Below are 26,648 nucleotides of genomic sequence, written 5' to 3'. Positions count from 1 at the left end.
TCGTTGACCTGACGATCCGATCATCACCCTCGTACTAGCCGACGTCTCAGGAGAAAACGTTGACCTGTTTCTTCGACGCCTCACACGGCATGGCCACCCAGGAGATCACCTGGACGCCGCAGTGGGGGGCGCCGCGCCCCGTACGCTGCTGTGCGGCGTGCGCGCAGCGCTGGATCGAGTTCCTCCAGGCGCAGAGCGGCTATCCGCAACCGGGATACCAGCACGGGTACCCGCAGCCGGGCTACCAGCAGGGTTACCAGCAGCCGGGTTACTACCCGGACTACGAGCACGAGCACCACCATGGGCGGCAGTTCGGTATCGGCAGTGTCGCCGCCGCGGGCGCGGCCGGGTTCGTCGGCGGCATGGTCGTCAACGAGTTGCTCGACGATGACGAACACGAGCACGTCGAGGTCATCGAGCACGTCGTCCACGAGGACGTCGTCGACTACGACGGTGACTACGGGGGCGATTGGTGAGGAAGCGCCGATAGTTCCACTGCGGAATCGGCCTTTGACGGTCCGTGACCGGATGCGGCCCGGGTAATGCGTGGTGGGGAGGGCAGTCGCGTGGGAGCGTGGCTCCATGAGATGCGCAATCGTCCCCCCACACGTCCTGGACCACATCGCCGAGAACCACCGTGACGAGCGGCTGCGCGAGTCCGCGCAGCGGACGCTGGTCATCGACAGCGGGCAGCGTGACGCGCGCGCGGCCGCGCAGCTGATCGCCTCCGCCGAGCCGACGACCGGACCCGCGGTCGCGAAGCGGACGATCCACGACGCCGGGCACCACGACCGGCTGCCCGGCAGGACGGTCCGCTCCGAGGGCGCCCCGGCGACCGGCGACCGATCCGCCGACGAGATCTACGACTGGCTCGGCGTCACCTTCGACTTCTACCGCAGCGCGTACGGCCGCGACTCGATCGACGGCGCCGGGCTGCCGCTCGTCGCGAGCGTGCACTACGCCGTCGACTACGACAACGCCTTCTGGGACGGCTCCCAGATGGTCTACGGCGACGGCGACCGGAAGGTCTTCACGACCTTCACCGGACCACTCGACGTCACCGGGCACGAGCTCACCCACGGCGTCACGCAGTACTCCGGCGGCCTGGACTACACGGGGCAGAGCGGCGCCCTGAACGAGTCGCTGTCGGACGTCTTCGGCTCGCTCGTGAAGCAGTACCACCTCGGCCAGACCGCCGACCAGGCCGACTGGCTGATCGGCCAGGGCATGTTCGCCGCCGGGGTGCACGGCGTCGCGCTGCGCTCGATGAAGGCCCCCGGCACCGCGTACGACGACCCGAACCTCGGCAAGGACCCGCAGCCCGCCGATATGGCGCACTTCGTGCAGACGACCCGCGACAACGGCGGCGTGCACATCAACTCCGGGATCCCCAACCGCGCGTTCTACCTCGCCGCGGCCGCGATCGGCGGTCACGCCTGGGAGAAGGCCGGGCGGATCTGGTACGAGACGCTCACCGGTGGTCACCTGCCGAAGGACGCGGATTTCGCGACGTTCGCCCGCATGACGGCCGAATGCGCGGGCAGGCTCTTCGGCGTGAAGGGCGCGGAGAGCGACGCCGTACGTCAGGCGTGGACGACCGTGGGCGTGGAGATCGCGTGAAGGTGGCCGTCACCCGCAGCGGAGGATTCGCCGGAATGGTCCGCCGTGCCGAGGTCGACTCGGCGGACCATCCGACGGTGGCCAGGCTGGTCGACGAGATCGACCTCGATGACGTGCCGGAGCCCACCCCGGCCGCCGACCGGTTCGTGTACGAGGTCGAGGTGGACGACCACTGCGTACCGATCGCGGAGACGGACCTGTGCGGACCGCTCCGGGAACTCGTCGACTACGTCCTGGCCCACGGCCGTTGATCGCCCTTTGTGAGGGCGCGACTCGGCCGGGCCGCTCGGCCCCCAGGGTTCGAGGGGCCGAACGGCACGTCTTTCTACAGAGAGGTCAGCGACCCGCGCGGTTGACGGCGGACAGCACCGCCTTGAGCGAGGCGGTCACCGTGTTGCCGTCGATCCCGACGCCCCACAGCACCTCGTCGCCGACCTGACACTCGACGTACGCCGCCGCCTTCGCGTCGCTACCGGCCGACAGGGCGTGCTCGGTGTAGTCCAGCACCCGGGCCTGGACGCCGACCGCGGCGAGCGCGTCGATGAACGCGGAGATCGGGCCGTTGCCGATGCCCTCGATCTCGCGGATCTCACCGTTGATGCGCAGGTCGACGTTGAGGACGTCCTTCTCGTCGACGCGGGAACTGGCACGGTGGGCCAGCAGGCCGACCCGCGGGCCGTTCGTCAGGAACTCCCCCTCGAAGATCTCCCACATCTGCTCGGGCGTCACCTCGCCGCCCTCGCCGTCGGTGTGCTCCTGGACGACACGGGAGAAGTCGATCTGCAGCTTGCGCGGCAGGTCGAGGGAGTGCTCGGTCTTCATGATGTAGGCCACGCCGCCCTTGCCGGACTGGCTGTTGACCCTGATGACCGCTTCGTACGACCGGCCGACGTCCTTTGGGTCGATCGGGAGGTACGGCAGCGCCCAGCGGAACTCGTCCACCGGAACACCGGCGGCCGCCGCGTCGCGCTCCAGGGCGTCGAAGCCCTTCTTGATCGCGTCCTGGTGGGAGCCGGAGAAGGAGGTGTAGACGAGGTCGCCGGCGTACGGGTGACGCTCGTGTACGGGGATCTGGTTGCAGTACTCGACGGTACGGCGGATCTCGTCGATGTCGGAGAAGTCGATCTGCGGGTCGATGCCCTGGGAGAAGAGGTTCATGCCCAGCGTCACCAGGCAGACGTTGCCCGTACGCTCGCCGTTGCCGAACAGGCAGCCCTCGACGCGGTCGGCGCCGGCCAGCACCGCCAGTTCGGCGGAGGCCACGCCGGTGCCGCGGTCGTTGTGCGGGTGCACCGACAGCGCGATGTGCTCGCGGCGGGACAGGTTGCGGCTCATCCACTCGATCTGGTCGGCGTAGACGTTCGGCGTGGACCGCTCGATCGTGGACGGCAGGTTCAGGATGATCTCTCGGTCGGGCCCCGGCTCCCAGACGTCCATGACCGCTTCGCAGACCTCGAGCGCGAACTCCAGCTCGGTGTCGATGAAGATCTCCGGGCTGTACTCGTAGCCGAAGTCGCAGTCGCCGAGGTACTTCTCGGCGTACTTCATCACGTGCTGGGTGCCCTGCACGGCCAGCGCCTTGCAGTCGTCCCGGTCGATGCCGAAGACCACGCGGCGGAACAGCGGCGCGGTCGCGTTGTACAGGTGGATCGTCGCGCGGGGCGAACCGGCCAGCGCCTGGGCCGTACGCTCGATCAGCTCCTCGCGCGCCTGGGTGAGGACGGAGATCTGCACGTCGGCGGGGATCCGGTCCTCTTCGATCAGCTGGCGGACGAAGTCGAAGTCCGTCTGGCTGGCCGACGGGAAGCCGACCTCGATCTCCTTGTAGCCCATGCGGACCAGCAGCTCGAACATGGCCAGCTTGCGCGCCGGGCTCATCGGGTCGATGAGCGCCTGGTTGCCGTCACGCAGGTCGGTGGACAGCCACCGCGGGGCCTTCGTGATCGTCTTGCTCGGCCAGGTGCGGTCCGGCAGATCGACCGGTTCGAAAGGGGCGTACCGGCCGAAGGGCATGGGACTGGGCTGTTGCTTGATACGAGGATTCATGGAAAGGGATGCTCCCGAGACAGGTGCCTGCGGCCGACGGTCACGTCGAAGCTCCGCGGCGAGGGAGCCGACCTGTTACAGGCCCCCGCCGCGGCCGCTAAGGAGGAGCAGCTCGCACAGCACGTCGTACAAGGTAACAGATCGCATCCGCATCGTCCCAATCGGTCCCATTCAGTGAGACGACCGAGGTGTTTCCCCGCCGACACGTCGGTCCACGGCCGTGGACCCGCGGCCGGGCGACGCGGAGTCCGCCGGGAGACTTTCGCGGTGGTCCGCCGTCGATCAGGGAACGAGGACGGACAGGCAGGTGACGCAGCCCTCCATCTTCTCGAACTCGCTGATGTCCACGGCGGAGACCTCGTACCCCTCGTCGCGGAGCTGGTCCGCCGTACGCGGCGCGGACGCGGCGATGAGCACCCGCTTCTCCCCCAGCACGACCACGTGCGCGCCTGAGGGCTCCGGCGCCACACGAAGGCCGGGCAGGACCGAGGTGTCCACCCACTCGGGGTTGCCGATGAGCGTGCCGTCCGGCAGGGCCGTCATCGCCGTCTTCAGGTGCAGGCAGCCCTCCACCTGGACCGGGACGACATGCCGGCCACGAGTGCCGAGAAGCCGGGCCGCCAGGCAGATGGCGTCCTCGTTGGTACGGCCCGAGCGGCCCACGTAGACGGTCGTCCCGACCTGCAGCACGTCACCGCCGTCCAGAGTGGCCTCGCCATCGATCCGGGCGACCTCGAGCCCCAGCTCCGTGACCACCCGCTCCACGGAGGCCACCTCCGCGCGGCGCTCCGCCGCCCCGGGCCGGGCGAGCAGGGCGAGGCCGTCGCAGACGACGACGGTGTCCTCGACGAACACGGCGTCCGGGAGGTCGTCGGCCGCCGGAAGCTCGCGCACCTGCCAGCCCGCCGCCCGCAGGGCCTCGACGTACGCCTCGTGCTGCCGCGCCGCCAACCCGGCGTCCACCGGGGTCCGGTCGATGTGGGTCACGAGCCCGTCGGCCAGGCGCGGGCTCGGCCGCCGAACCAGGGCGGTGCGCTTCTCGGGTTCCACGGACGGCTCCTGCCATGTCACGGCGATCCCCGTGTCGGGGACGCCTTTCCGGTCACTTCGCTGTCGCGGCCGCGCCGACGCGCGCGGTACCTCGGTCGGACCGACCGACCGCGCTCGCTCACGCGTGGCCCCTCGATCCTGGTGGACAGGCCATCCTCACTCACGCGCGGCCCCTCGATCCCGCCGATCGGGCCGCCCTCACGCGCACACGCCCCCTCGACCCCGCCCGTCGAGCCGCGCTCACGCGCGCGCGGCCCCACGATCCTGCCGGTCGGGCCGCGCTCACTCGCGCGCGGCCCCCTCCGTGGTGGCGATCACGCCGAACGCGTGCGCCGGCGTGAGACCCAGCCGGCCGGCGACCAGGCGGAGCGCCTGGCGCTCGATGTCGCTGAGCGCCCCGTCGGCCAGGGCGATGCGGACCGCCTGCGCCAGGAACCACTCCCGGGCCTCGGCGGTGAGCTGCGCCCCGGCGGTGGCGATCACCTCTTCCGCGTCGCGCGGCGGCTCGTCGATGGCGACCTCGAGCGCGTCGTCGTCGAAGTCGGCCGCGCCGTATCCGCGGACCGCCTCGACCGCGCGGCTCCGCGCGTCCGCGTCGTAACGGTCACCGGCGGACAGGACCAGCACCGCGGCGGCGCGCATGGCCAGGGGCAGGACCGCCTCCATCTGCTGGGCCGTCGGCAGGCGGAGGGCGCCGAGGCCGAAGCGGCCCCGGCAGGCGGTGCACTCGACGACCTCACCGGCCTTGGTCAGCGGGATCACCGGCAGGAAGAACAGCGTGAACCACCGGCGGGCCACCCGGCGCCGGTAGCGCCGATCGCCTCCACAGCGCGGGCAGTGAAAGTCACCATGACCCACCGTCCGGAAGAAAACGGCGAACCCGAAGATCAGCAACACGGGCGGCCTCCTCCTGTATCAACCTGATATCGGAGAATATCCAGCCCGTCGTCCCCTCCGGCAGAGCGGCCGGGGCTGCGCTTCCCTCCCCACGGACGGCGAAGTTGCCCGAATTCCCGGCCCGCCCGGCCTCCGGACGTTAGGCTGCCGCGGCATGACGACCCCGCCTGGTGACGATCCCCTGCCCGACGGCGGCGCCGTCCCGCCGCCGCGATCCGAGGCCGAAAGGGTGCGTGCCGCCGCCCCGGACCCCGCCTCGGCTCCCGACGGCACGGCCCTCCCGAGACCTCCCCAGGCCTGGTTCACACCGCCTCAGGTCCCGCCCACGCCCGAGCCGCCGGAACCCGCGCCCCACAGGAGCCTCGGCGAGTACCTCTGCGCGCTGGTGATCGGGGCGGCCGCGCTGCTGCTCCTGTCGGTCTTCCTGCCGTGGACGACCTGGCGCACTCCCGACCTCGGGCGGGCCATCTTCGTGGGAGTGTCGGAATCCCAGGGACACACCACGTACGGGCTGGCGGCACCGTACGGGGACATCATCGTGCTGGCCGGCACGGTCGCGCTCGGCCTGGCCCTCGCCGGCCGGGCCGTGCACGAGCGGTTCGTCCCCTACGCGGCGATCCCGGGGGCGCTGAGCCTACTGGCGTTGTTCCATCGCGGGATGACCCTCGGGGACGGATCCGTGACGGAGTCGATCACCTGGGGTTTCTGGGTCGCCGTCCTCGCCTCGGTGGCGCTGCTGGCCCTCGGCCTGGCCGCGCTCGCACGCGGCACTCAGCCGGCCCGCTCATAACGGCCGCGCCGTCGCGCGCAGGCGGGGGTCTTAGCGGCCGCATCATCACGCGCAGGCGGGTCTCAGCGGCCGCACCGTCGCCCGGAGCCCGGGCGTAGCGGCCGCGGCACCGCGCGGAGGCCGGTTCCGACGGCCGCACTCTCGTACGGAGCCCGGTCGTCGCGGCCGAGACGGCGTGCGGCGATCAGTCGTAGAAGCCGAGACGGCGGAGCTGTTTCGGATCCCGCTGCCAGTCCTTCGCCACCTTGATCCGCAGGTCGAGGTAGACCCTCGTGCCGAGGAGCGCCTCGATCTGCTTGCGGGCGCGGGTGCCGACCTCCTTGAGGCGAGCGCCCTTCGGCCCGATGACGATGCCCTTCTGGCTGGGGCGTTCGACGTAGAGCCAGGCCTGCACGTCGATCAGGTCGTCGCGGTCCTCGCGCGGTCGGATCTCCTCGACGACCACGGCGATCGAGTGCGGGAGCTCTTCGCGTACGCCCTCCAGCGCCGCCTCCCGGATGAGCTCCGCGACGAGGATCTGCTCCGGCTCGTCGGTCAACTCTCCTTCGGGATACAGCGGCGGCCCCTCGGGCAGCCGAGCGGCGAGCAGGTCGCTGACCACGTCGAGCTGGTAGCCCGACTCGGCCGAACACGGCACGACGTCGGCCCACTCGCCCAGCCGGGAGACCTTCAGCAGTTGCTCGGCGACCTGGCTCCGGTCGGCGAGGTCGGTCTTGGTCACGATCGCGACGACCGGCGTCCGCTTCACCTGGGCGAGCTCCGCCGCGATGAACCGGTCGCCCGGCCCGACCGGTTCGTTCGCCGGGATGCAGAAGCCGATGACGTCGACCTCGCTCAACGTGGAGCGGACCAGGCTGTCCAACCGCTCGCCGAGCAGCGTACGGGGCTTGTGCAACCCCGGCGTGTCGACGATGACGAGCTGGGCGTCGGGCCGGTGCACGATGCCGCGGATCGCCCGGCGCGTCGTCTGCGGCTTGTTGCTGGTGATCGCCACTTTCATTCCCACGAGGGCGTTCATCAGCGTTGACTTGCCCACGTTGGGACGCCCGATGAAGCAGGCGAACCCTGATTTAAAGCGCGTGCCGGTCGGCGTCTGGGGCGAGGTCACACCGTCGATTGTCCCGTATCCCGCGGCGCACTCCGACAGCACGTACGGCGATCAGTCCGTCAGGACCGCTCGTACGGCGCCGTCCAGGCCCGCGACGAGCACCGGCGCCTTGGCGGCGAGGTCACGGACGGCCGCGACGTCGGGGGGGCCGTCCTCGGTGACGACCGCGGCCGCCTCCAGGCTCTCCGCCCCGCTGGACACGGCCATCGCCACCGCCACCTGCAGCGCCGTCAGCTTCAGCGAAGGCAGTTCCACCGTCGCGGCGGCGTACGTACGGCCGGTCTCGTCCCGGACGGCGGCGCCCTCCGCCGAGCCCGCACGGGCCCGCGTGGACCGGGCCAAAGTGATGATCTTCGCGTCTTCCGGATCGAGCTCGCTCACGCGCCCCAGCGTACTTGCCGCCGCCTGCCCGCCGAGGCTGGGGCATGCCCGGTGGATCACGTGCCGGTCGATCCATGACGGCGAGGGATGCGCGCGGCGCCGGCCGGGCAGGACGACCCGCGGGTGTGCGATCCGTGGAGATTGCCCGCCATCTCCTCGGGATGGTCGTGCGGGGTCGTGCCGGATGCTCGGGAAAGGCCCGCCCGTGGTGCCGATATCGGGGCTCTTGCCCTCGTCCTGGACTGCGGTCGCCGAGCATTCGGTACGCCGTGGATGGCGGACCGGAGGCGTCCCGGGTGCCGGCTCGGCCGGCCGGGGTGACGAACCCGCCGCGATCGGGCTGTGATCAGCCTGGTCTCCGTGCCGCCACAGGATCCACCGGACAGGTCCTAGGCCTCGGCGTTCTCGCGCTCCTCCTCGGCGGCGGGATCCTTGGTCGGGATCCGCTCCACCAGGACCGTGCCGATGCGGTTGCGCCGGCCCGCCAGGCTCTCGGCGGTCAGCCGCAGCCCCGCCACCGTCGCCTGCGACCCGGCGATCGGCACCCGGCCGAGCGCGTGCGCCAGCAGACCGCCGACGGTCTCGACCTCGTCGACCTCGATCTCCACGTCGAACAGGTCCGCGAGGTCCTCCACCGGAAGCCGCGCGGTCACCCGCGCGGAGCCGTCCGGCAGCTCCTCGACCCGGGGCAGCTCCTGGTCGTACTCGTCGGTTATCTCCCCGACGATCTCCTCGAGGATGTCCTCGATCGTGACCAGCCCGGCCGTCCCGCCGTACTCGTCGATGACGATGGCACAGTGGATCTGCCGGGCCTGCATCTCGCGGAGCAGCTCGTCGATCGGCTTGCTGTCCGGGACGTACGTCGCCGGCCGCATGATCGACTCGACCTTCTCCACCGACTCGCCTTCGCGGAACTCGTGGCTGCGGCGGACGATGTCCTTCAGATAGGCGATGCCGACCACGTCGTCCTCGTTCTCGCCGACCACCGGGATCCGGGAGAACCCGCTGCGCAGCGCGAGCGACAGCGCCTGCCGCAGCGTCTTGTCGTGCTCGATGAAGACGATGTCGGTCCGCGGCACCATCACCTCGCGCACGAGCGTGTCACCCAGCTCGAACACCGAGTGGATCATCTGCCGCTCGTCCGGCTCGATGAGCTGCCGCTGCTCGGCGAGGTCAACCAGATCCCGCAGCTCGGCCTCGGACGCGAACGGCCCCTCGCGAAAGCCGCGCCCGGGAGTCAGCGCGTTGCCCAGCAGGATCAGCAGCCGCGGCAGCGGCCCCAGCACGCGCGCCAGCGGATGGATCACCGCCGCGCCGACCAGCGCGACCCGGTCGACGTGCTGACGGCCGAGCGTCCGCGGCGTGACGCCGATCGCGATGTAGCTGACGACGATCATCACGGCCGCGGCGGTGAGGTACGCGCGCCAGTTCGCCTCCAGCCAGGTGATGCACAGGTCCGCGACGAGGACCGTCGCGGCCAGCTCACAGCTCACCCGCAGCAACAGCAGGAGATTGAGGTAGCGCGGCGGGTCGGCGACGACCTCGGCGAGCTGCCGGCTGCCCCGCCGCTCCTCGCGTCCCAGCTCTTCCACCCGGATGCGGGAGATCCGGGCGAGCGCCGTCTCGGCGCCCGCGAACAGACCGGCCACCGCCACCAGCACGGCGGCACCGACGATCAGCCAACCCTGCACGGCGGTCATGATGAGGGCCGGGCACGCGCCGCACGCCATGAGGCGAGCAGCTCGGCCTGCAGGCCGAACATCTCCTTGTGCTCTTCGGGCTCGGCGTGGTCGTAGCCGAGCAGGTGCAGGATGCCGTGGGTGCACAGCAGGTGCAGTTCGTCCTCGGCGCTGTGACCGGCCTTCTTGGCCTGCTGTACCGCCACGGTCGGGCACAGCACGACGTCGCCGAGCAGGGCCGGGTCCGGCGGCGCGTCCTCCGTGCCCCCGGACACGTGGCCCGGCCGCAGCTCGTCCATCGGGAAGGACAGCACGTCGGTCGGGCCCGGTTCGCCCATCCACTTCTCGTGCAGCTCGCTCATCGCGTCCTCGTCGACGAGGACGATCGACAGCTCGGCGAGCGGATGGACCCGCAGTTTCTCCAGCACGTGCGCGGCCAGTGCCGACAGCGCCGTCTCGTCGGCCTCCGAGCCGGACTCGTTCAGAACCTCGATGCTCACCGGTCTAGCGCCCCCGTTGCTTGCGCGGGCCGCGACCGGACGCGCCCTGCTTGATCTGATCAGGCTGTGCGTCGTACCGGCTGTACGCGTCGACGATGGCGCTCACCAGCTTGTGCCGTACGACGTCTTTGCTGGTCAGCGTGCAGAAGCTGATGTCGTCGAGACCCTCGAGGATGTCCTGGACGACCCGCAGTCCGCTCTGCTGCCCGGAGGGCAGGTCGACCTGGGTGACGTCGCCGGTGACGACGACCTTCGACCCGAACCCGAGCCGGGTCAGGAACATCTTCATCTGCTCCGGCGAGGTGTTCTGCGCCTCGTCCAGGATGATGAAAGAGTCATTAAGGGTTCTTCCGCGCATATAGGCCAGAGGGGCGACCTCGATGGTGCCGGCGGCCATCAGGCGGGGGATCGAGTCGGGGTCGACCATGTCGTGCAGCGCGTCGTACAGCGGGCGCAGGTACGGGTCGATCTTCTCGTAGAGGGTGCCCGGCAGGAAGCCCAGCCGCTCGCCGGCCTCGACGGCCGGGCGGGTCAGGATGATGCGGTTGACCTGCTTGGCCTGGAGTGCCTTCACGGCCTTGGCCATGGCCAGGTAGGTCTTGCCGGTGCCCGCCGGCCCGATGCCGAACACGATCGTGTGCTTGTCGATCGCGTCGACGTAGTGCTTCTGGTTCAGCGTCTTGGGCCGGATGGTGCGGCCCCGCGACGACAGGATGTCGAGGGTGAGGACCTCGGCCGGTCGCTCGGACGTCTCGGCGCGCAGCATGGCGATGCTGCGTTCGATCGCGTCGGGCGTGATGGGGGTACCGGTCCGGAGCAGGTCGAGCAGTTCCTCGAAGAGCTTGGCGGCGAGGTCGGTCTCTTCCGGCCGACCGGTGATCGTGATCTCGTTGCCGCGGACGTGGACGTCGCTGTCGAAGGCGCGCTCCACGACCTCCAGGAGTTCGTCGCGGGAGCCGAGGAGGGCGACCATCGAGTGATCGTCAGGGATCACGATCTTGATCTGCGTGGGCGCGCCGTCGGGCACAGCCCCGGTATGAGTTGATTCGGCCATAGCGCGGCCTTGCGGCCTTTTCGCCCCTACCTTCCGGTCACGTCGGGTCTTCGGCTGCGTATCACCCATGGTACCGGCCCGGGCCACTCAATTTCCGACCGCGCGGGGACGCCCGCTCATCCCGGCGGCCAGCCCAGACCACGGCCGCCGAGCACGTGCGCATGCACGTGGAACACGGTCTGTCCCGCCCCGGGGCCGGTGTTGAACACCACGCGGTACCCGGTCTCCTCGATGCCTTCGGCGACCGCGACCTCGTGCGCCGCGCGGACGACCTCCGCGAGGAGGTCCCCGTCCTCGGCGGCGAGCGCCGCCGCGGTCGGATGATGGTCGCGCGGGATGACGAGCACGTGCGTCGGCGCCTGCGGGTTGATGTCCCGGAACGCGATCGTCCGATCCGTCTCCCGAACGACGTCCGCGGGCACCTCCCCGGACACGATCTTGCAGAACAAACAGTCCTGTTCCGTCAATGCACTCTCCTTCGCCAAGGATCAGCGCATGTTATCGCGCCACGAGGCGGCACGGCCGTCCGCGAATCGTTACGGCCTCCGGCGTGTAACTATGGCCAAGGCACTCCCTTGTCTGGTTATCGTTACCTTCACGCGAACCCCCAGCGCCGGATCCTTCGGTAAATCCGAGGCCGGGTGACGTTCGCACGAACCTGCCGGGTCAAGGCGTTCGTCCAATCGAGACGACAGCCGACGACGGCACTGACGGGCGGATAAGGCGAGACGAGGAATGCCCTTTCGTAAACCTCCCGGCGAGGGCACGCGTCCTACTGATGTGACCGAGACCCTCGTGGCCAGAGGAACGACGGGCGCTGTGACCGTCGCGTGGGACGCCGACCAGGCGGTTACCGCGCTTTACAGCGCCCATTACCGTTCCCTCGTACGCCTCAGCGCACTCCTGGTGCGCGACCTGGCGACGGCGGAGGAAGTGGTGCAGGACGCGTTCGTCGCCATGCACGGGGCCTGGCGGCGGCTGCGCGATCCGGAGAAAGCCCTCTCCTACCTCCGGCAGTCGGTGGTCAACCGGTCACGATCCGTACTGCGGCACCGGGCGGTCGTCGAGAAGTATGCTCCCAAGGGCCTGCCGGACGCGCCGAGCGCTGAGAACGGCGCGATCGTCGAGCTCGAGCGTTCGGCCGTGGTCAAGGCCCTGGGGGGGTTGCCGACCCGGCAGCGCGAGGCCCTGGTGCTGCGCTACTACGGTGATCTGTCAGAGGCGGAGATCGCCAACACCATGGGGATCAGCCGGGGAGCCGTCAAGAGCCACACCGCGCGCGGGATGGCCGCGCTACGCAGCGTTCTGGAGCAGCTTTAATGACCGAACCCTTCGACGAGTACGGCGAGCGTCTGCGCCGTGTCTTGCACGCGGAAGCGGAAGCGGTCACGCCCTCTCCAGAGGGGCTTGAGCAGATCCGCGGCAAGATAGCGAAGAAGCAGGAGCGACACTTCGGCGCGTGGTTCACGATCCCGTGGCTGCGGCCGCTGGCGGCCGTGGCCGCAGCGGTCGTGATCACCGGGGTCGCCGTGTCGACGACGCCGGCGCTGAAGACGTTCGTGCAGACGGGACACTTCAGCCCCGCGGACCGGCGCGACGACGGCACGTCGGCGGCCGGTGGGCAGAAGGTGGTGACCGCCTGGCCGCCGGTGAATCCGTCCCGTCCGGACGTGGGCGCGCTGCCGCACCCGTCGCCGTCCAGGACCGGCCCGTCCGGCGCTCACGTCATCCCGGGGCACAAGTGCCCGCCGGGCGAGGACCCGATCAGGCCGCCGGCCGGTTCGGCCGACGACCAGACGGCGAGCCCGGCTCCTTCCCCGCATGTCACGTGCGGCCCGGACACGGCCACGTCGGCGCCGCCGACCCAGGCGGCGTCTCCGCCGCCTCCGGCGACGCCGACGCAGGTGCCGACGACCGATACGCCGACCAACGGCGCGCAGCAGCCGTCGGCCCAGTCGTCCCCGTGAGCTGAGGATTACCAGCGGCCGCCGCGGCTGAGGAGCACGGCGGCCGCGGCCACCCCCGCGGTGGAGGTGCGCAGGACGGTGGGGCCGAGGAGCGTCGTGACGCCGCCCGCGGCCTCGAACGCGGCGACCTCATCGTCGGTGAGGCCGCCCTCCGGGCCCACGACGACGACGATGTCGCCGGTGGCCGGAACGTCGACGCGGCTGAGCGGCCGGTCGGCCTCCTCGTGCAGGATGACGGCGAGCGCGGCGCCGCGGACACGCTCGGCGGCCGTCGCCGTGTCGGCCGGTTCGGTCACCTCGGGCAGCCAGGCGCGCCGGCTCTGCTTGGCCGCCTCGCGCGCGGCGCCGCGCCACCGGGCGAGCGCCTTGGCGCGACGTTCGCCGCGCCACTGGGTGACACAGCGGGCGGCCGTCCAGGGCACGATGACGTCGACGCCCACCTCGGTCATCGTCTCGACCGCCAGCTCGCCCCGGTCGCCCTTGGGCAGGGCCTGCACCACCACGATCCGGGGATCCGGGCGGGGGACGCGCCGGCGGGCGCGGGCCTCGAGGCGCAGGCTGTCCCGCTCGGCGGAGGTGACGACGCACTCGACGAGACCGCCCACGCCGTCGGCGAGGTCGACCCGCTCCCCCGGCCGCAGCCGGCGTACGGCCGCCGCGTGGCGTCCCTCGGGCCCGTCGAGGAGGATCCGGTCGGACTCGAGGCGTGCGGGGTCGCTGAGGAAGAGGGGTGGGCTCATGGCTCCGATCGTAGGCGTGCGACGGGGTCGAGCGAGCCCGCGGCCTTGACCGTATGGAGGATCGGAGCGGTCTCGAGGGTGTGGATTCCGTCGAGGGCGCCGAGGCGCCGCGTGAGGTAGTGGTGCAACTCGGCCGGGTCCGCGCAGAGTGCCTGCGCGAGCAGGTTGGTGGGACCGGTCGTGGCGGCGACCACGGCGAGTTCGCGGTGGCCGGCGAGGGCCGTCGCGACATCGTCCAGGCGTGCCGGGGCGACGGCCATCCACAGCAGTGCCTGGGTCGTCGCGCCCAGGAGCGCGGGATCGATCTCGACGTCGAAGAAGAGCACTCCTCGGGAGCGGAGGTCGGTGAGGCGGCGCGCCACGGTGGCCTGGGACCAGCCGGTCGCCGTGGCCAGGTCGCCGTACGAGGCGCGGCCGTCACGGCGTAGCGCGTCGAGGAGGGTGTGATCTGCTGTGGACCGTGATCGGCTTCCGTCCGGGGCGGCCGGCGCGTGGGCCGGCCGGAGCAGCGCCTGCTGCCGGTCGCTGAGCGCCTGGGTGGTGCCGCGCCACGCGGTGGGGCCGCCCAGGTAGCTGTGCAGCAGGCAGTGTGCGGAGACGGCGGTGATGCCGGCCCTCCGCGGGATGTCGCGCAGCAGCAGCGCGCGGGAGACCTCTACGCCGTGCGGCGCGCGCACGATCGCGAAGATCTCCGTTCCGCCCGAGACGAGCTTGACCCAGGAGGTGTCCGGCCGCTGGGCGAGGGATCGCGCGAGGGCCTGGGTGGTGGACGGCGTGGTGGTGAGCCGGACCATCCACTGGGTCTGCCCGGCCTTACCCGGCTCCGTCAGGCCGACGACCCGCAGTCCCGCCTCCACGCGCAGCCGCCGGTAGCGGCGCGCCACGGTCTGGGTGGACACGCCGAGGACCTCGGCTATCCGGCTGAAGGGCGCCCGCCCGTCGATGTGCAGGGCGTGGACGACACGGTGATCGAGGTCGTCGAGCATGGCGGAATCCTGCACTGAATTCGGCATCGATGGAAATCATCCGCCGATTCCGCGCCGTGGATGGAATGACTCGTACCCGCCGCTCCACGCTGGCCCACGACATCGAGTCGACCGAAGGGAAGCAGACGATGGAGATACGGGACACGGTGGCCGTGGGCTCGGCGTACCGGTGGCGTTGGGCGGCGCTGGCCGCCCTGCTCACGGCGGAGGCGATGAACCTGCTGGACGCCACGATCGTGCAGGTCGCCGCGCCGGTCATCCACGCCGACCTGGGCGGCGCCGCCTCCGACATCCAGTGGTTCAACGCCGCGTACACCCTGCCGTTCGCCGTACTGCTGATCACGGGCGGCCGGCTGGGCGACATGGTCGGGCGCAGGCGCGTGTTCGCGATCGGGGTCGCGGCCTTCGCGCTGGCGTCCCTGTGCTGTGCGCTGGTGCCCGGCGCCGCCGCGCTGATCGCCGCGCGGGCGGTCCAGGGGGCGGCCGCGGCGTTGATCATCCCGCAGACGATCGGGCTGATACGCGTCATGTTCGACGGCGCCGAACTGGCCAGGGCGATGGGGAGCATCGGGCCGGTCATGGGTCTGGCGGCGATCTGCGGGCCGGTGCTGGGCGCGGTGCTCACGCACGCCGATCTGTTCGGCTCCTCGTGGCGCGCGGTGTTCCTCGTCAACATCCCGCTCGCCGCCGCCGTGCTGGCCGTGATCCCGCTCCTGCGCGAGGACCGGGCGGCGGTGCGACCGCGCCTGGACCTGCCGGGCACGGTACTGGCGATCACGGGCGCCGGACTGGTCGTCCACCCGCTGATCCAGAGCGGCACCGCGGGCCTGCCGGACGGCGGCCGGCTCGCGTTGGCGGCCGGGGTCGTGGTCCTGGTGGGATTCGGGGTCCAGCAGCGGTACGTCGCCCGGCGCGGCCGCCGGCCGCTGGTCGAGCCGAGCCTCTTCCGCGATCGGGCCTTTCCCGCGGCGCTGGCGACCTCGACGTTGTTCTTCGCGGTGATGAACGGGCTGATGCTGGTCGTCGTGGTCCAGGTGCAGGTCGGCCTGGGCGAGGACGTTCTCACCGCCGGGCTCACGCTGCTGCCGTGGTCGTGCGGAATGGCGGTCTCCTCTTGGGCGTCGGGGACTCGCCTGGTGCCCCGGTACGGGGCGCGCATGATGTTCGTCGGGCTGGCCGTCATGCTCGCCGGTCTCGTGTCCGCCATCGCCGCATACGCCGCCGCGCGGGCGGGGGCGTACCCCGTCTTCCTGCCGATGGCGCTCACGCTCTGCGGCGTCGGGAACGGACTGTTCACGGTGCCGTTCTTCACCACCGCCCTCACCCGGGTACGCCCGCACGAGATCGGCTCGGCCGCCGGTCTGCTCAACGCCGTGCAGCAGTTCGGCGGCACCCTTGGTATCGCGCTCCTCGGCACCGTCTTCTTCCACTCCCTGACGACCGGCACCCGCGCGGGCGGTACGTCCGGCGCCGCTTCGCCGCACGCGGCCGGGCTGGCCTTCGGGCTCGCGACCGGGCTGATCGTCGCGGCGGGCGGCGGCGCGGCGCTCATGCGCGCCCCGGCGAAGCGGGCCGAGCCGGGGAAGCGGACAGAACCGACCGATCGGACCGAGCCCACGGAGCAGGCACGACCAGCCGGGCAGGCACGGTCGGCGGACGGGTGAGCGAAGGCCCCCGCTCCCGGTGTCGGGAGCGGGGGCCTCGGCGAAGGGTCAGCGGCCGTTGAAGGCGTCGCGGAGACGGGAGAAGAAGCCCTGCTGGCCCGGGGCGAACTTGCCCGGCGGACGCTCCTCGCCGCGCAGGCTCGCCAGCTTGCGCAGCAGCTCCTCCTGCTCCTCGTCGAGCTTGGTGGGCGTCTCGATGTTCACATGGATCATCAGGTCGCCGCGACCGCTCTCGTTGAGGTGCTTGACGCCCCGGCCGTACATCGGGATGACCTGGCCGGACTGGGTGCCGGGCCGGATGTCGATCTCCTCGGGGCCGTCCAGGGTCTCGACGGTCAGCGACGTGCCGAGCGCGGCCGCCGTCATCGGCACCTGGACGGTGCAGTGCAGGTCGTCGCCCTCCCGCTCGAAGATCGCGTGCGGGAGCTCCACGATCTCGAGGAACAGGTCGCCGGCCGGGCCGCCGCCGGGGCCGACCTCGCCCTCGCCGGCGAGCTGGATGTGGGTGCCGTTCTCGACGCCGGCGGGAATGCGGACCTTGATCGTGCGGCGGGTGCGAACCCGTCCGTCACCGGAGCACTCCGTGCAGGGCGTACGGATCGTGGTGCCGTAGCCGCCGCACTGCGGGCAGGCGCGGGAGGTCATCACCTGGCCGAGGAACGACCGGGTGACCTGCTGGACCTCGCCGCGGCCGTGACACATGTCGCACGTCTCAGGGTGCGTGCCGGGGGCCGTGCCGGAGCCCGAGCAGGTGTCGCAGACCACCGCGGTGTCGACCGTCAGCTCACGCGTGGTGCCGAACGCCGTCTCGGACAGGTCGAGCTCCACCCGGACGGTGCCGTTGCGGCCCCGCCGTGCCCGGCTGCGCGGCCCTCGCTGGGTCGCGGTGCCGAAGAAGGCGTCCATGATGTCGCTGAACGGGAACCCGGCGCCGAAGCCGCCCGCTCCCGCCCCGGCGCCGCTGGCGAACGGATCGGCGCCCAGGTCGTACATCTCGCGCTTCTTCGGGTCGGAGAGCACCTCGTACGCCTGGGTGATCTCCTTGAACCGCTCCTGGGTGGCAGGGTCAGGGTTGACGTCCGGATGCAGCTCACGGGCGAGTCTGCGGTACGCCTTCTTGATCTCGTCCGCGCTGGCGTCACGGCGCACCCCGAGGGTCGCGTAGTAGTCGTTCGCCACTTACGACCCCGCCAGAATCTGACCGACGTAACGTGCCACTGCGCGTACTGCTCCCATCGTCCCGGGGTAGTCCATCCGCGTCGGACCGAGCACGCCGAGCCGGGCCACGGCCTGGTCGCCGGCGCCGTACCCGGTGGCCACCACCGAGGTCGTGCGCAGGCTCTCGTGCGGGTTCTCGGTGCCGATCCGCACGGTGAGGCTGGAGGGGTCCCCCACCTCGCCGAGCAGCCGCATCAGGACGACCTGTTCTTCCAGCGCCTCCAGCACGTCACGGAGGCTCTGGGACAAGTCGGCGCGCGCGAGGTTCGCCGCGCCGCCGATGATTATCTTCTCTTCGTGCTTCTCCACGAGGCTCTCGAGGAGAACCGACAGCACCGTCGTCGCCAGCGCCCGCTCGCCGGCCGATACCTGCTCGGGCAGGTCGGCGAGGGTGTCGGGGACGTCGGTCAGCCAGCACCCGTCCAGGCGCGCGTTGAGCAGCGCCCGCAGGTGCGCGATGGCCTCGTCGGACACGGGCTCGTGCGTCTCGATCGCCCGCTGCTCGACCCGGCCGGTGTTCGTGATCACCACGAGCAGCAGCCGCTCTGAGGCGATCGGCACCAGCTCGACGTGCCGCACCGACGACCGCGTGAGCGAGGGGTACTGCACGACCGCGACCTGCCGCGTCAACTGCGCCAGCAGCCGCACGGTGCGGCTGACGACGTCGTCGAGGTCGTAGGCGTTCGCGAGGAACGTCTCGATCGCGCGTCGCTCGGCCGCGGACAGCGGCTTGATCGTGGACAGCCGGTCGACGAACAGCCGGTATCCCTTGTCGGTCGGCACGCGCCCCGCGCTGGTGTGGGGCTGGGCGATGTATCCCTGCTCCTCCAGCACGGCCATGTCGTTGCGGATCGTGGCCGGCGAGACGCCGAGGTTGTGCCGATCGACCAGCGTCTTCGAGCCCACCGGTTCGTGGGTGGACACGTAATCTTCGACGATGGCCCGCAGCACAGCGAGCTTCCGGTCGTCGAGCACGCACTCACCTCCCGTGTCCACAGCCCTTCAATCTGGCACTCTTCTCCTCTGAGTGCCAAGTGTACGGCTCGGGGGCACGCAGGAGGAGACGCCGGTGGATCACGTTCTCGCGTCGAGCGTGGCAGAGTCACTCCTGTGACCTGGCACGAAATTGCGGAACGCTGTTTCCAGCGCCGTTATTCCGACTTCGACGTGACCGTGGGGGTCATCGTCGGGTCCACGGACGCCGTCGTCGTCGACACCCGCGCGAGTGTGGCACAGGGCGTGCGCCTGCGCGACGACCTTCGCGAGCTCGGCGTGCAGAACCCCATCGTCGTCAACACCCACGGCCACTTCGACCACTGCTTCGGCAACGCGGCGTTCACCGGCGGGGCACGCTGGGGACACGCGTCGCTGCCCGCCTACCTGGCCGAGACCGCGCGGCCCATGCTGGCGCGCGAGTTCCCCGGCTGGGCGGAGAAGGTCGAGACCGATCTCCTGCTCGCGCCGGACCGGCTCGTCACCGACCGCGCCGAGCTCGACCTCGGCGACCGCGTCGTCGAACTGCGGCACTTCGGCCCGGGGCACACCGACGGCGACGTGGTCGTCTGGGCGCCCGACGCGCGGTGCGCGTTCACCGGTGACCTGATCGAGCAGTCCGGCCCGCCGGCGTACGGCGCCGACTCCTTCCCGCTGGAGTGGCCGGCCACCCTCGCCGCCCTGCTGCGGACCGTCGACGGCGTGCTCGTGCCGGGTCACGGCGCGCCGGTGGATCGGGAGTTCGCGGTCCGGCAGCGGGAGGAGATCGACATGGTGGCCCGCCGGGTGCGGGAGACGCACGCCGCCGGGCTGGACGTCGAGGAGGCCCTCGCCGCGGGCGGCTGGCCCTACCCCGTCGAGACGCTCCGGGAGGCCGTCCGACGCGGCCACGACCACCTGGGCCGCCGATCCGGCTCCGGATAGCCGCCGCCCGGCTTCCGCGCCCCCGGCGCCGCACCCGAGCCGCCGCCCGTACGCGTGGCCGGCTCGACGCGGGGTGAACCGGCCGGTACGCGTCTGGGCGGGCGCGCCGGAGCGGCTGCCCCGCCCGCCGCCGGACCGGTACGGTGCGACGCGTGCGGAGCAAAGACTATGGACACGACGTTCTGTCCGGCGACTGGCGCCGGCCGCGGAAGGGTCAGATCCCCGAGGTCGCCGCCGAGCCGGGCCTGGTCGCCGAGGATCCGGAGAGCGGGTTCTGCGGTGCGGTCGTCGCCTGCGAGAAGGACGCCGTGACCCTCGAGGACCGGTTCGGCAAGCGCCGGGTCTTCCCGCTGGCGAAGGCCGGGTTCCTCATCGACGGCAAGCCCGTGACGCTCGTCCGTCCCGTACGGGCGGCGGGTCCGGCCCGTTCGGCGTCCGGTTCGATCGCCGTGCCGAACCTGCGGGCGCGGGTGGCGCGGGAGAGCCGGATCTACGTCGAGGGCCGCCACGACGCGGAGCTCGTCGAAAAGATCTGGGGGCACGACCTGCGGGTCGAAGGCGTCGTCGTGGAGTACCTCGAGGGCGTCGACCACCTCCCGGACATCGTCGCGGAGTTCGGCCCGGGGCCGGAAAGCCGGCTGGGCGTGCTCGTCGACCATCTCGTGGCCGGATCCAAGGAGAGCCGGATCGCCGACCAGGTCTCCTCCCCGTACGTCCTGGTCACCGGCCACCCCTTCATCGACATCTGGGAGGCCGTCAAGCCCTCGGTCCTGGGCATTCCCGCGTGGCCGCGGGTTCCGCGCGGGATCCCCTGGAAGGAAGGCGTGATCGCCGCGCTCGGGTGGAAGGGCGAGCCGGGCGAGGTGTGGCAGGCGATCCTCGGCCGGGTCCGCGCGTACACCGATCTCGAGCCCGCCCTGCTCGGGCGGGTCGAGGAGCTCATCGACTTCGTCACCGTGCCGCAATCGGGCTGAGGTCCGCGAAACCATCCGGCGTCGGCGTGCGTCTCATAAACTGCGCGTTCGCCGCGAAATTCGCACGTTCCGCCGGAAGGGGCAGCACGCACATGACCTATGGGCAACCGGGCCACAGGCGTCCCGGCTCCGGACCTGGCCATCACGCCGGTCCCGGGGCCCAGGCGTACGGTCCCGGGCACGGAGGCCATGGGCACGCGCCGTACCCGCAGCCGGGGTACCCCCAGGCCGGCTACGGCCAAGGAGGGTACGGTCAGGGCGGTTACCAAGGCGGATACTCTCCACAGCCGTACGGCGCGCCGCAGCAGCACCCGGGGCATGGCGCCGGCCACGCCCCGCCGAAGCCGGCGAAGCGGCGCCGCGAGCCGATGACCCCCGGCGGGCCGGTCACCGACGAGGACGAGAGGTGGGCCGTTCCCGCCTACGTCGGGATGTTCGTCGTCGGCTTCGTCGCCCCGGCCATCGTCTACCTGGCCAGGGGCCGATCCTCGCGGTTCGCGCGGTTCCACGCCGTCCAGGCGCTGAACCTGTCGATCGCGATGGTCGTCTGCAACCTCCTCGCGTTCTCGACGCTGTACCTCATCGGCATGACCGGGCTGCTGGTCATGCTGGCGGTCCTGGCCGTCGAGTTCTTCTGCGTCGTCAAGGCCGCGATCGGCGCCAACCGCTGTGAGTGGTACCGGCTGCCGTCGATCGCCGCCTGGCCGATCTTTCGCTAGGGACCCCCGTGACCGAGCCGCAGGACCCGCGACCTCCCGCGCCCCGAGACTCCGAACCGTCCGAACGGTCTGAACCTCAGGACCCGCGCCCGCCCGAGCCGCAGGACTCGCGGCCATCCGAACCTCAGGACCCGCGCCCACCCGAGCCGCAGGACTCTCGGCCGTCCTTCGAGCCGCCGGATCCGCTCATGAGCGGACCGGCGTATCCGGACGGTCCGCCGCCCGGTGGACCCTGGTTCGGACCGCCGCAGCCGGGTCCCGGTTCCGGGCCACAGCCCGGTCCGTACGGGCCGCAGCCGGGTCCCCGCCCCGGCCCGTACAACGGACCGACCGGGCCGCAATCGGGGCCGCACACCGGCCCGTACGGCCCGCCGACCGGGCCGCAGCCGGGCCCCAACGCGCAGCCGTACGGCGGACCGCCCGGACCGCCGCCCTACGGCGCGCCGCCGCATCGGCCCGGGCCCCCGTATCCCGGACCGCCGGTCCCGTACGGCTACGGGCCGCCGCGCCAGGGCTTCGCGGCGGTCGACGAGACCACGTGGGCGATGCTCGCCTACATCGGGCAGTTCGCGGTCGGCTTCGTCGCGCCGCTCGTCGTTTATCTGGCGCGCAAGGACGGCTCGCCCTACCTGCGCTTTCACGGCGCGCAGGCGCTGAACCTCGCCGTGACCAGCTTCCTCGTGATCCTCGCGGGCTTCGTCGTCTCCCTGGCGACGCTCGGGATCGGCGCGATCGTCGCCATCCCGGCCATGCTGGCGTACGGCGTCGCGCACGTGGTCTTCCTCGTCATCGCCGCGTTGCGGGCGAACAAGGGCGAGCCGTACGTCATCCCGAAGTGGCTCTGCTGGCCCATCGTCCGGTGACGGTCCGCCTCACGGGGTCAGGTCGCGGACGACCGCGTCGGCCAGCAGCCGTCCGCGCAGCGTGAGCACCGCGCGGCCCGCGTCGTACGCCTCGGGGACGAGGAGTTCGTCGGCGACCGCGCGGCGGACGGCGGTGTCGTCGAGCAGGTCGAGCGGGCATCCCTCGGCCAGCCGCAGCTCCAGCATGACGCGCTCGAACCGCCGGTCGGCGGTGTCCAGGACCTCGCGGGCGTGCGCGGGGGTGACGCCGGACGCGAGGCGGTCGGCGTAGGCGGCGGGATGCTTGACGTTCCACCAGCGGGTGCCGCCGACGTGGCTGTGCGCGCCCGGACCGATCCCCCACCAGTCGCCGCCGGTCCAGTACAGGAGGTTGTGGCGGCACCGGGCGTCCTCGTCCGCCGCCCAGTTGGAGATCTCGTACCAGTGCAGGCCGTGGGCGCTCAGGCTCCGTTCGGTGGCGAGGTAGCGGTCGGCCATGGCGTCGTCGTCCGGCGCGGCCACCTGTCCCCGGCGGACCTGCGCGGCCAGCCGGGTGCCCTCCTCGACGATCAGCGCGTAGGCCGAGACGTGGTCGGGACCGGCCTCCAGTGCGGCGTCCAGGCTGGCCTGCCAGTCCGCGTCGCTCTCCCCCGGCGCGCCGTAGATGAGGTCGAGGTTGACGTGCTCGAAGCCGGCCTCCCGGGCCCACCGGACGCACTGCTGTGGCCTGCCGGGCGTGTGCGTACGGTCGAGGACGGCCAGCACGTGCTCACGCGCGCTCTGCATCCCGAACGACATCCGCGTGAAGCCGACCTGGCGGAGGCGTGCGAGGTAGCCGGGATCGACCGTCTCCGGATTGGCCTCGGTCGTCACCTCGGCGGCCGCCGCCAGGCCGAACTCCTTGTCGATCGCGTCGAGGATCCGGCCGAGGTCGTCGGCGGGCAGCAGGGTGGGCGTGCCGCCTCCCACGAACACCGTCTGGACGGGAAGGTCGACGTCGCCGAGCACGCGGCGGGCCAGCCGGATCTCCGCGATGGCCGTGTCGGCGTACGCCTCCCGGGAGGCGCCGCGCAGTTCGGTCGCGGTGTAGGTGTTGAAATCGCAGTAGCCGCAGCGGGTCACGCAGAACGGCACGTGCACGTAGAAGCCGAACGGGCGGTCACCGAGGCCATCGAGGGCACTGGCGGGCAACGCGCCGTCGTTCGGGACCGGGTCTCCGTCGGGCAGGGTTGAGGGCACGTCTCAAGTCTGCCGTCAGCGCGGGGGTGCCCCAGACGGTGCCCCGGCCTCGACCGGCGCCGAGCGGGCCGGGGACCCTCGTCGCCTCACGAACTCCGTCGGAGGCGGTAGTCAGTACGAGAACTCCGCCCAGACCGTCGTACGGTCGGCGCTCCGCGTCACGCCCCACCGGTCCGCCACCGTGTCGATGAGGATCAGCCCCCGGCCGTGCTCGGCGTCCACCTCCGGCCGGTTCTCGAGCCGTGGCTCCGGGCCGGTGGCCCCGTCGTTGGTCACCTCGGCGCGGACGGCGTTGTCGGCGGCGGCGAGGCTGATGGTGATCTGGCCGCCCGTACCGCTCGCGGTGTGCTTGACCGCGTTGGTGGCGAGTTCGCTGACACTGAGCTTCACCGCGTCGGCCGCGGGGTGCCGCCCGCCGAGCGTCTCCCGGACGAACCGGCGCCCGTCGGCGACCGAACGCTCCGTACCCGGAAGGGTGATCGCCCCGATGATGGTCAATTCGGCCGGTGCGCCGCGGTCGAGCCCCCGCGGGTCGCCGTCCCACGTCTCCGGCCCTGCTATGGCCGCGTCCACTGGTCCTCCCTAGGTCATCGCGGACACGACCCATTCCCCTTATCGGAAGACGCAACCCGAACATCCACAAGCCCGAAATTCCGGACAGCGGCTTCGGACGGCCCGGAACCCGCCGCGACCACGGCCGACGCACCGACCGCCCCGTTCCCCCGCGAGCTTCCCTCACCCGCCGTGCCCCGCCTCCTGAGGGGGCAGTCGGCGAAGACGGTCCGCGGCGGCATGAGTCAGGAGTCGGCGGCCGCGCGGCGGCGTGCGTAGTGCCGTGCGGCGCGAACCCGGTCACCGCACCGGTTCGAGCACCACTGGCGCGCGGCATGGGTCCGAACGAAGAAGCGGATGCACCCATGGGCACCGCAGGAGGCCAGAGACGCCGCCTCCGCCCCGGTGAGCAGGTCGACGGCGTTCGCGGCGAGGTCGGCCAGCGCACCCTTGACCTCATCGGGACCGGGCCGCCGTACGCGCCTCGGCCCGCCGTCGTCCCAGGTCACCGTCGGAGCGGCGAGCGCGGCGTTCAGCGCCGCCAGGTCCCCGGGCGGCGGCGCGGACGCCCCCTCCCGCGCCGACAGCAGCTCGCGCAGGGACTCCCGGAACGCCCGCACCGCGGCCGCCTGCACCTCGTCCACGCCGGCGTCGGCGGGAATCAGGTCGCGTCGGGCGAGCCAGTCATGGACGGCGGCCGCGTCCGCCAGGAGGTCCTCGGGCACACCGGACCGCTGAATACGGGTGTTGACGAGCGCCAGCGCAGGAAAGCGCCGCTCGCCGGGGATCCCATCGCCACTCATACATCTCATGGTATCCATTGCACTTTTCCGTTAGAAACCCTAAGCTCCAGTCTCACGGAAAACTGGGATCTTTCCCATGAGGAGGACTAATGACGGATTCGCGATCGTTCCAGGGCGGTGCTGCCGCCGACCCGCGCTCCGGTCTCACGGTCACGGCCGTGGGCGGCCCGACGGCCGTCCTGGAGATCGGCGGCCTGCGCCTGCTCACCGATCCGACCTTCGACGCTCCGGGTGAGTACCGCAGCCCGTCCGGCGCCCTGCTCACGAAGACCGCCCCGGCGGCGATCGCCGCCTCAGCCGTCGGCGAGATCGACCTCGTCCTGCTCTCGCACGACCAGCACCCGGACAATCTCGACCACTCCGGCCGCGAGTTCCTCCGGACGGCGCCGGTCACGCTCACCACTCCGAGCGGCGCCGCCCGATTGGGCGGGACCGCCACCGCCCTCACGCCCTGGACGTCCTACACCGTGCGGCGGCCCGGGGCCGACGACCTGACCGTGACCGCGGTTCCGGCGCGGCACGGTCCGGAAGGGTGCGAGCCGGTCACCGGAGAGGTCACCGGCTTCGTGCTGACGGGCGCGGACCTGCCGACCGTCTACGTGAGCGGCGACAACGCCTCGCTGGAACTGGTCGAACAGATCGCCGCGCGGTTCGCTCCGGTGGACACGGCGGTGCTGTTCGCCGGCGCCGCACGCCCGGGTGTGCTCGACGGCGCGCTGCTGACCCTGGACAGCGAGCAGACCGCCACCGCCGCGCAGATCCTGCGGGCGCGCCGTGTCGTGCCCGCCCACTTCAACAGCTGGGGGCACTTCACCGAGAACGCCGAGGCGCTGACCGCCGCGTTCGACCGCACGGGCCTGACCGACCGGCTCGTCCTGCTCGGCCCCGGCGAGTCGGCCCGGATCTGACGGGCGAGCGCACGCGTCTGGCGGGTCAGAACAGGCCACCGACGGATCAGAACAGGCGTCTGGCGGGTCGGCGCAGGCGTCTGGCGGGTCAGCGCAGGTCGAGCGCGGTGGCGAGCTCGCGCCACTGCGCCCGGGGCAGCCCGCTTCGATCGTCGGTCAGGACCTGGAGGGCGGCGTGGTCCGCGCCCGCGTCCCGGTGGGCGTCGACGCGCCGCCGTACCGCCTCGACGTCGCCCCACGCGACGACCGCGTCGACGAGCCGGTCACTGCCGCCGTCGGCGAAGTCGTCCTCGGTGAAGCCGAGCCGCAGCAGGTTGTTGGTGTAGTTGGGCAGCTTCATGTAGAAGCCCAGGTGCTGCCGGGCCGTGGCGCGTGCCCGTTCGGGATCGGTGTCGAGCACCACCTTGACCTCCGGGGCGAGGAGGCGATCCGGACCGAGCACCTGACGTGCCCGCTCCGTGTGCTCCGGGGTCACGAGGTAGGGGTGGGCACCCGCCGTACGGTCGCGGGCCAGCTCCAGCATGCGCGGGCCGAGCGCGGCCAGGACCCGCTCCGCGGACGGCGCGCCGGCGGTGTCGAGGCCGTCGAGGTACCGCGTCATCGCGGAGTACGGCTTGTCGTAGGCCTTGACCAGGCCGGGGTGGCTCGCGCCCAGGCCGAGCAGGAACCGGCCGGGGTACGCGGCGGACACGGCCTTCTGCCGGTCCGCGACGTCGGCCGCGTCGTACTCCCAGATGTTGAGGATCCCGGTCGCCACGACGATCCGGGAGGTCGCCTCCAGGAGCGGCACGGCGTGGTGCACGCCGGGGCTGCCGCCCAGCCAGATCGCGCCGTACCCGAGCTCCTCCAGCTCGGCCGCCGCGTCGCGGATCTCGTTCGCGGCGCTCGGATCGTCGTTCCGGAACCCGATGCTCCAGATCCCCACCCGGCCGACGTCCACCATCGTCTCCTCCAAGATTCTCGGCTGACTCAGATCCAGCCTGCCCCGGAGGAG

General features: G+C 71.7%; 29 protein-coding genes. 12 read left to right on the top strand and 17 right to left on the bottom strand.

Annotation, left to right across the window (positions count from 1 at the left end):
- Window positions 1–59 precede the first annotated feature (59 nt).
- The 3 genes from ABD978_RS30320 to ABD978_RS30310 all read left to right on the top strand — a co-directional run bounded on the left by ABD978_RS30320 (window position 60) and on the right by ABD978_RS30310 (window position 1,871).
- Window positions 60–476, top strand: a complete 417-nt coding sequence (locus tag ABD978_RS30320) for a hypothetical protein (protein WP_345362270.1) — start codon at window positions 60–62, stop codon at window positions 474–476.
- 106 nt (window positions 477–582) lie between these two features.
- On the top strand, window positions 583–1,620 hold the full coding sequence (locus tag ABD978_RS30315) for a M4 family metallopeptidase (protein ID WP_345362267.1): 1,038 nt from the start codon (window positions 583–585) through the stop codon (window positions 1,618–1,620).
- On the top strand, window positions 1,617–1,871 hold the full coding sequence (locus ABD978_RS30310; RefSeq protein ID WP_345362264.1) for a protealysin inhibitor emfourin: 255 nt from the start codon (window positions 1,617–1,619) through the stop codon (window positions 1,869–1,871). Before ABD978_RS30315 ends, ABD978_RS30310 begins: the two co-directional genes overlap by 4 nt.
- Before the next feature lie 85 nt (window positions 1,872–1,956).
- On the opposite strand, the gene leuA is transcribed toward ABD978_RS30310, so the two are convergent.
- From leuA to ABD978_RS30295, 3 genes are all read right to left on the bottom strand, one after another.
- Window positions 1,957–3,666, bottom strand: a complete 1,710-nt coding sequence (leuA, locus tag ABD978_RS30305; protein WP_345362261.1) for a 2-isopropylmalate synthase — start codon at window positions 3,664–3,666, stop codon at window positions 1,957–1,959.
- A 282-nt stretch (window positions 3,667–3,948) separates the two neighbouring features.
- Window positions 3,949–4,716, bottom strand: coding sequence for a dimethylargininase (ddaH, locus tag ABD978_RS30300; protein WP_345362258.1), 768 nt, complete (start codon window positions 4,714–4,716; stop codon window positions 3,949–3,951).
- Between the two features lie 282 nt (window positions 4,717–4,998).
- Window positions 4,999–5,613 carry a zinc-ribbon domain-containing protein gene (locus ABD978_RS30295; RefSeq protein WP_345362255.1) on the bottom strand — a complete coding sequence of 205 codons (615 nt, stop codon included), beginning with the start codon at window positions 5,611–5,613 and terminating at the stop codon, window positions 4,999–5,001.
- A 154-nt stretch (window positions 5,614–5,767) separates the two neighbouring features.
- Here ABD978_RS30295 and ABD978_RS30290 point away from each other — a divergent pair, with 154 nt between their 5' ends.
- On the top strand, window positions 5,768–6,403 hold the full coding sequence (locus tag ABD978_RS30290; protein WP_345362253.1) for a hypothetical protein: 636 nt from the start codon (window positions 5,768–5,770) through the stop codon (window positions 6,401–6,403).
- Between the two features lie 184 nt (window positions 6,404–6,587).
- Here ABD978_RS30290 and era read toward each other — a convergent pair whose 3' ends face one another.
- The 6 genes from era to ABD978_RS30260 form a co-directional block, all read right to left on the bottom strand.
- Window positions 6,588–7,511, bottom strand: coding sequence for a GTPase Era (gene era / locus ABD978_RS30285; RefSeq protein WP_425550778.1), 924 nt, complete (start codon window positions 7,509–7,511; stop codon window positions 6,588–6,590).
- Window positions 7,512–7,562: 51 nt separating this feature from the next.
- The gene (locus ABD978_RS30280) at window positions 7,563–7,892 is read right to left on the bottom strand and encodes a cytidine deaminase (RefSeq protein ID WP_345362250.1); all 330 of its coding nucleotides are present in this window, start codon (window positions 7,890–7,892) and stop codon (window positions 7,563–7,565) included.
- Window positions 7,893–8,281: 389 nt separating this feature from the next.
- Window positions 8,282–9,592, bottom strand: a complete 1,311-nt coding sequence (locus ABD978_RS30275) for a hemolysin family protein (protein ID WP_345362247.1) — start codon at window positions 9,590–9,592, stop codon at window positions 8,282–8,284.
- Entirely contained in the window at window positions 9,589–10,071 is a 483-nt protein-coding gene (gene ybeY / locus ABD978_RS30270; protein ID WP_345362244.1) for an rRNA maturation RNase YbeY, read from the bottom strand. Before ybeY ends, ABD978_RS30275 begins: the two co-directional genes overlap by 4 nt.
- A gap of 4 nt (window positions 10,072–10,075) precedes the next feature.
- A complete protein-coding gene (locus ABD978_RS30265; RefSeq protein WP_345362241.1) occupies window positions 10,076–11,125 on the bottom strand; it encodes a PhoH family protein in 1,050 nt (349 codons plus the stop codon).
- A 116-nt stretch (window positions 11,126–11,241) separates the two neighbouring features.
- Window positions 11,242–11,592 (bottom strand): histidine triad nucleotide-binding protein, encoded by a 351-nt coding sequence (locus tag ABD978_RS30260; protein WP_345362238.1) that lies wholly within the window; start codon window positions 11,590–11,592, stop codon window positions 11,242–11,244.
- Window positions 11,593–11,905: 313 nt separating this feature from the next.
- On the opposite strand from ABD978_RS30260, the gene ABD978_RS30255 reads away from it, so the two are divergent.
- Window positions 11,906–12,445, top strand: a complete 540-nt coding sequence (locus ABD978_RS30255; RefSeq protein ID WP_345362235.1) for a SigE family RNA polymerase sigma factor — start codon at window positions 11,906–11,908, stop codon at window positions 12,443–12,445.
- A complete protein-coding gene (locus tag ABD978_RS30250) occupies window positions 12,445–13,092 on the top strand; it encodes a hypothetical protein (RefSeq protein WP_345362232.1) in 648 nt (215 codons plus the stop codon). The genes ABD978_RS30255 and ABD978_RS30250 overlap by 1 nt, the downstream gene beginning before the upstream one ends.
- An 8-nt stretch (window positions 13,093–13,100) precedes the next feature.
- Here ABD978_RS30250 and ABD978_RS30245 read toward each other — a convergent pair whose 3' ends face one another.
- Window positions 13,101–13,832 (bottom strand): 16S rRNA (uracil(1498)-N(3))-methyltransferase, encoded by a 732-nt coding sequence (locus tag ABD978_RS30245; protein WP_345362229.1) that lies wholly within the window; start codon window positions 13,830–13,832, stop codon window positions 13,101–13,103.
- Window positions 13,829–14,845, bottom strand: coding sequence for an Lrp/AsnC family transcriptional regulator (locus ABD978_RS30240; protein WP_345362226.1), 1,017 nt, complete (start codon window positions 14,843–14,845; stop codon window positions 13,829–13,831). Before ABD978_RS30240 ends, ABD978_RS30245 begins: the two co-directional genes overlap by 4 nt.
- 38 nt (window positions 14,846–14,883) lie before the next feature.
- Between ABD978_RS30240 and ABD978_RS30235 the strand changes: the two genes are divergently transcribed.
- The gene (locus tag ABD978_RS30235) at window positions 14,884–16,482 is read left to right on the top strand and encodes an MFS transporter (protein ID WP_345362223.1); all 1,599 of its coding nucleotides are present in this window, start codon (window positions 14,884–14,886) and stop codon (window positions 16,480–16,482) included.
- A 48-nt stretch (window positions 16,483–16,530) separates the two neighbouring features.
- On the opposite strand, the gene dnaJ is transcribed toward ABD978_RS30235, so the two are convergent.
- Window positions 16,531–17,661 (bottom strand): molecular chaperone DnaJ, encoded by a 1,131-nt coding sequence (gene dnaJ, locus ABD978_RS30230; protein ID WP_345362220.1) that lies wholly within the window; start codon window positions 17,659–17,661, stop codon window positions 16,531–16,533.
- The gene (hrcA, locus tag ABD978_RS30225) at window positions 17,662–18,675 is read right to left on the bottom strand and encodes a heat-inducible transcriptional repressor HrcA (RefSeq protein ID WP_345362217.1); all 1,014 of its coding nucleotides are present in this window, start codon (window positions 18,673–18,675) and stop codon (window positions 17,662–17,664) included.
- 135 nt (window positions 18,676–18,810) lie between these two features.
- Between hrcA and ABD978_RS30220 the strand changes: the two genes are divergently transcribed.
- The 4 genes from ABD978_RS30220 (at window position 18,811) to ABD978_RS30205 (ending at window position 22,173) form a co-directional block, all read left to right on the top strand.
- Window positions 18,811–19,617, top strand: a complete 807-nt coding sequence (locus ABD978_RS30220; protein ID WP_345362214.1) for an MBL fold metallo-hydrolase — start codon at window positions 18,811–18,813, stop codon at window positions 19,615–19,617.
- A gap of 152 nt (window positions 19,618–19,769) precedes the next feature.
- Window positions 19,770–20,591 (top strand): DUF3097 domain-containing protein, encoded by an 822-nt coding sequence (locus ABD978_RS30215; RefSeq protein ID WP_345362211.1) that lies wholly within the window; start codon window positions 19,770–19,772, stop codon window positions 20,589–20,591.
- A gap of 92 nt (window positions 20,592–20,683) precedes the next feature.
- The gene (locus ABD978_RS30210; protein WP_345362208.1) at window positions 20,684–21,310 is read left to right on the top strand and encodes a DUF4870 domain-containing protein; all 627 of its coding nucleotides are present in this window, start codon (window positions 20,684–20,686) and stop codon (window positions 21,308–21,310) included.
- 188 nt (window positions 21,311–21,498) lie between these two features.
- On the top strand, window positions 21,499–22,173 hold the full coding sequence (locus ABD978_RS30205; RefSeq protein ID WP_345362205.1) for a DUF4870 domain-containing protein: 675 nt from the start codon (window positions 21,499–21,501) through the stop codon (window positions 22,171–22,173).
- A 9-nt stretch (window positions 22,174–22,182) separates the two neighbouring features.
- Here the strand turns inward: ABD978_RS30205 and hemW are convergent, their stop codons facing one another.
- The 3 genes from hemW to ABD978_RS30190 all read right to left on the bottom strand — a co-directional run bounded on the left by hemW (window position 22,183) and on the right by ABD978_RS30190 (window position 24,746).
- Window positions 22,183–23,391 (bottom strand): radical SAM family heme chaperone HemW, encoded by a 1,209-nt coding sequence (gene hemW, locus ABD978_RS30200; protein WP_345362202.1) that lies wholly within the window; start codon window positions 23,389–23,391, stop codon window positions 22,183–22,185.
- 111 nt (window positions 23,392–23,502) lie between these two features.
- Window positions 23,503–23,964: an ATP-binding protein gene (locus tag ABD978_RS30195; RefSeq protein ID WP_345362199.1), complete on the bottom strand. Its 462-nt coding sequence runs from the start codon at window positions 23,962–23,964 to the stop codon at window positions 23,503–23,505.
- 224 nt (window positions 23,965–24,188) lie between these two features.
- Complete coding sequence (locus tag ABD978_RS30190) at window positions 24,189–24,746, bottom strand: CGNR zinc finger domain-containing protein (protein WP_345362196.1); 558 nt, start codon at window positions 24,744–24,746, stop codon at window positions 24,189–24,191.
- A gap of 89 nt (window positions 24,747–24,835) precedes the next feature.
- On the opposite strand from ABD978_RS30190, the gene ABD978_RS30185 reads away from it, so the two are divergent.
- Window positions 24,836–25,654, top strand: a complete 819-nt coding sequence (locus ABD978_RS30185; RefSeq protein WP_345362193.1) for an MBL fold metallo-hydrolase — start codon at window positions 24,836–24,838, stop codon at window positions 25,652–25,654.
- Between the two features lie 88 nt (window positions 25,655–25,742).
- Here ABD978_RS30185 and ABD978_RS30180 read toward each other — a convergent pair whose 3' ends face one another.
- Window positions 25,743–26,597: an LLM class F420-dependent oxidoreductase gene (locus ABD978_RS30180; protein WP_345362190.1), complete on the bottom strand. Its 855-nt coding sequence runs from the start codon at window positions 26,595–26,597 to the stop codon at window positions 25,743–25,745.
- Window positions 26,598–26,648 lie beyond the last annotated feature (51 nt).

The sequence above is a fragment of the Actinoallomurus liliacearum genome (assembly GCF_039542035.1).
Taxonomy (GTDB): Bacteria; Actinomycetota; Actinomycetes; order Streptosporangiales; family Streptosporangiaceae; genus Actinoallomurus; species Actinoallomurus liliacearum.
Note: the sequence above shows the minus strand (reverse complement) of the source record. Positions and strands in the feature narration are given on the sequence as shown.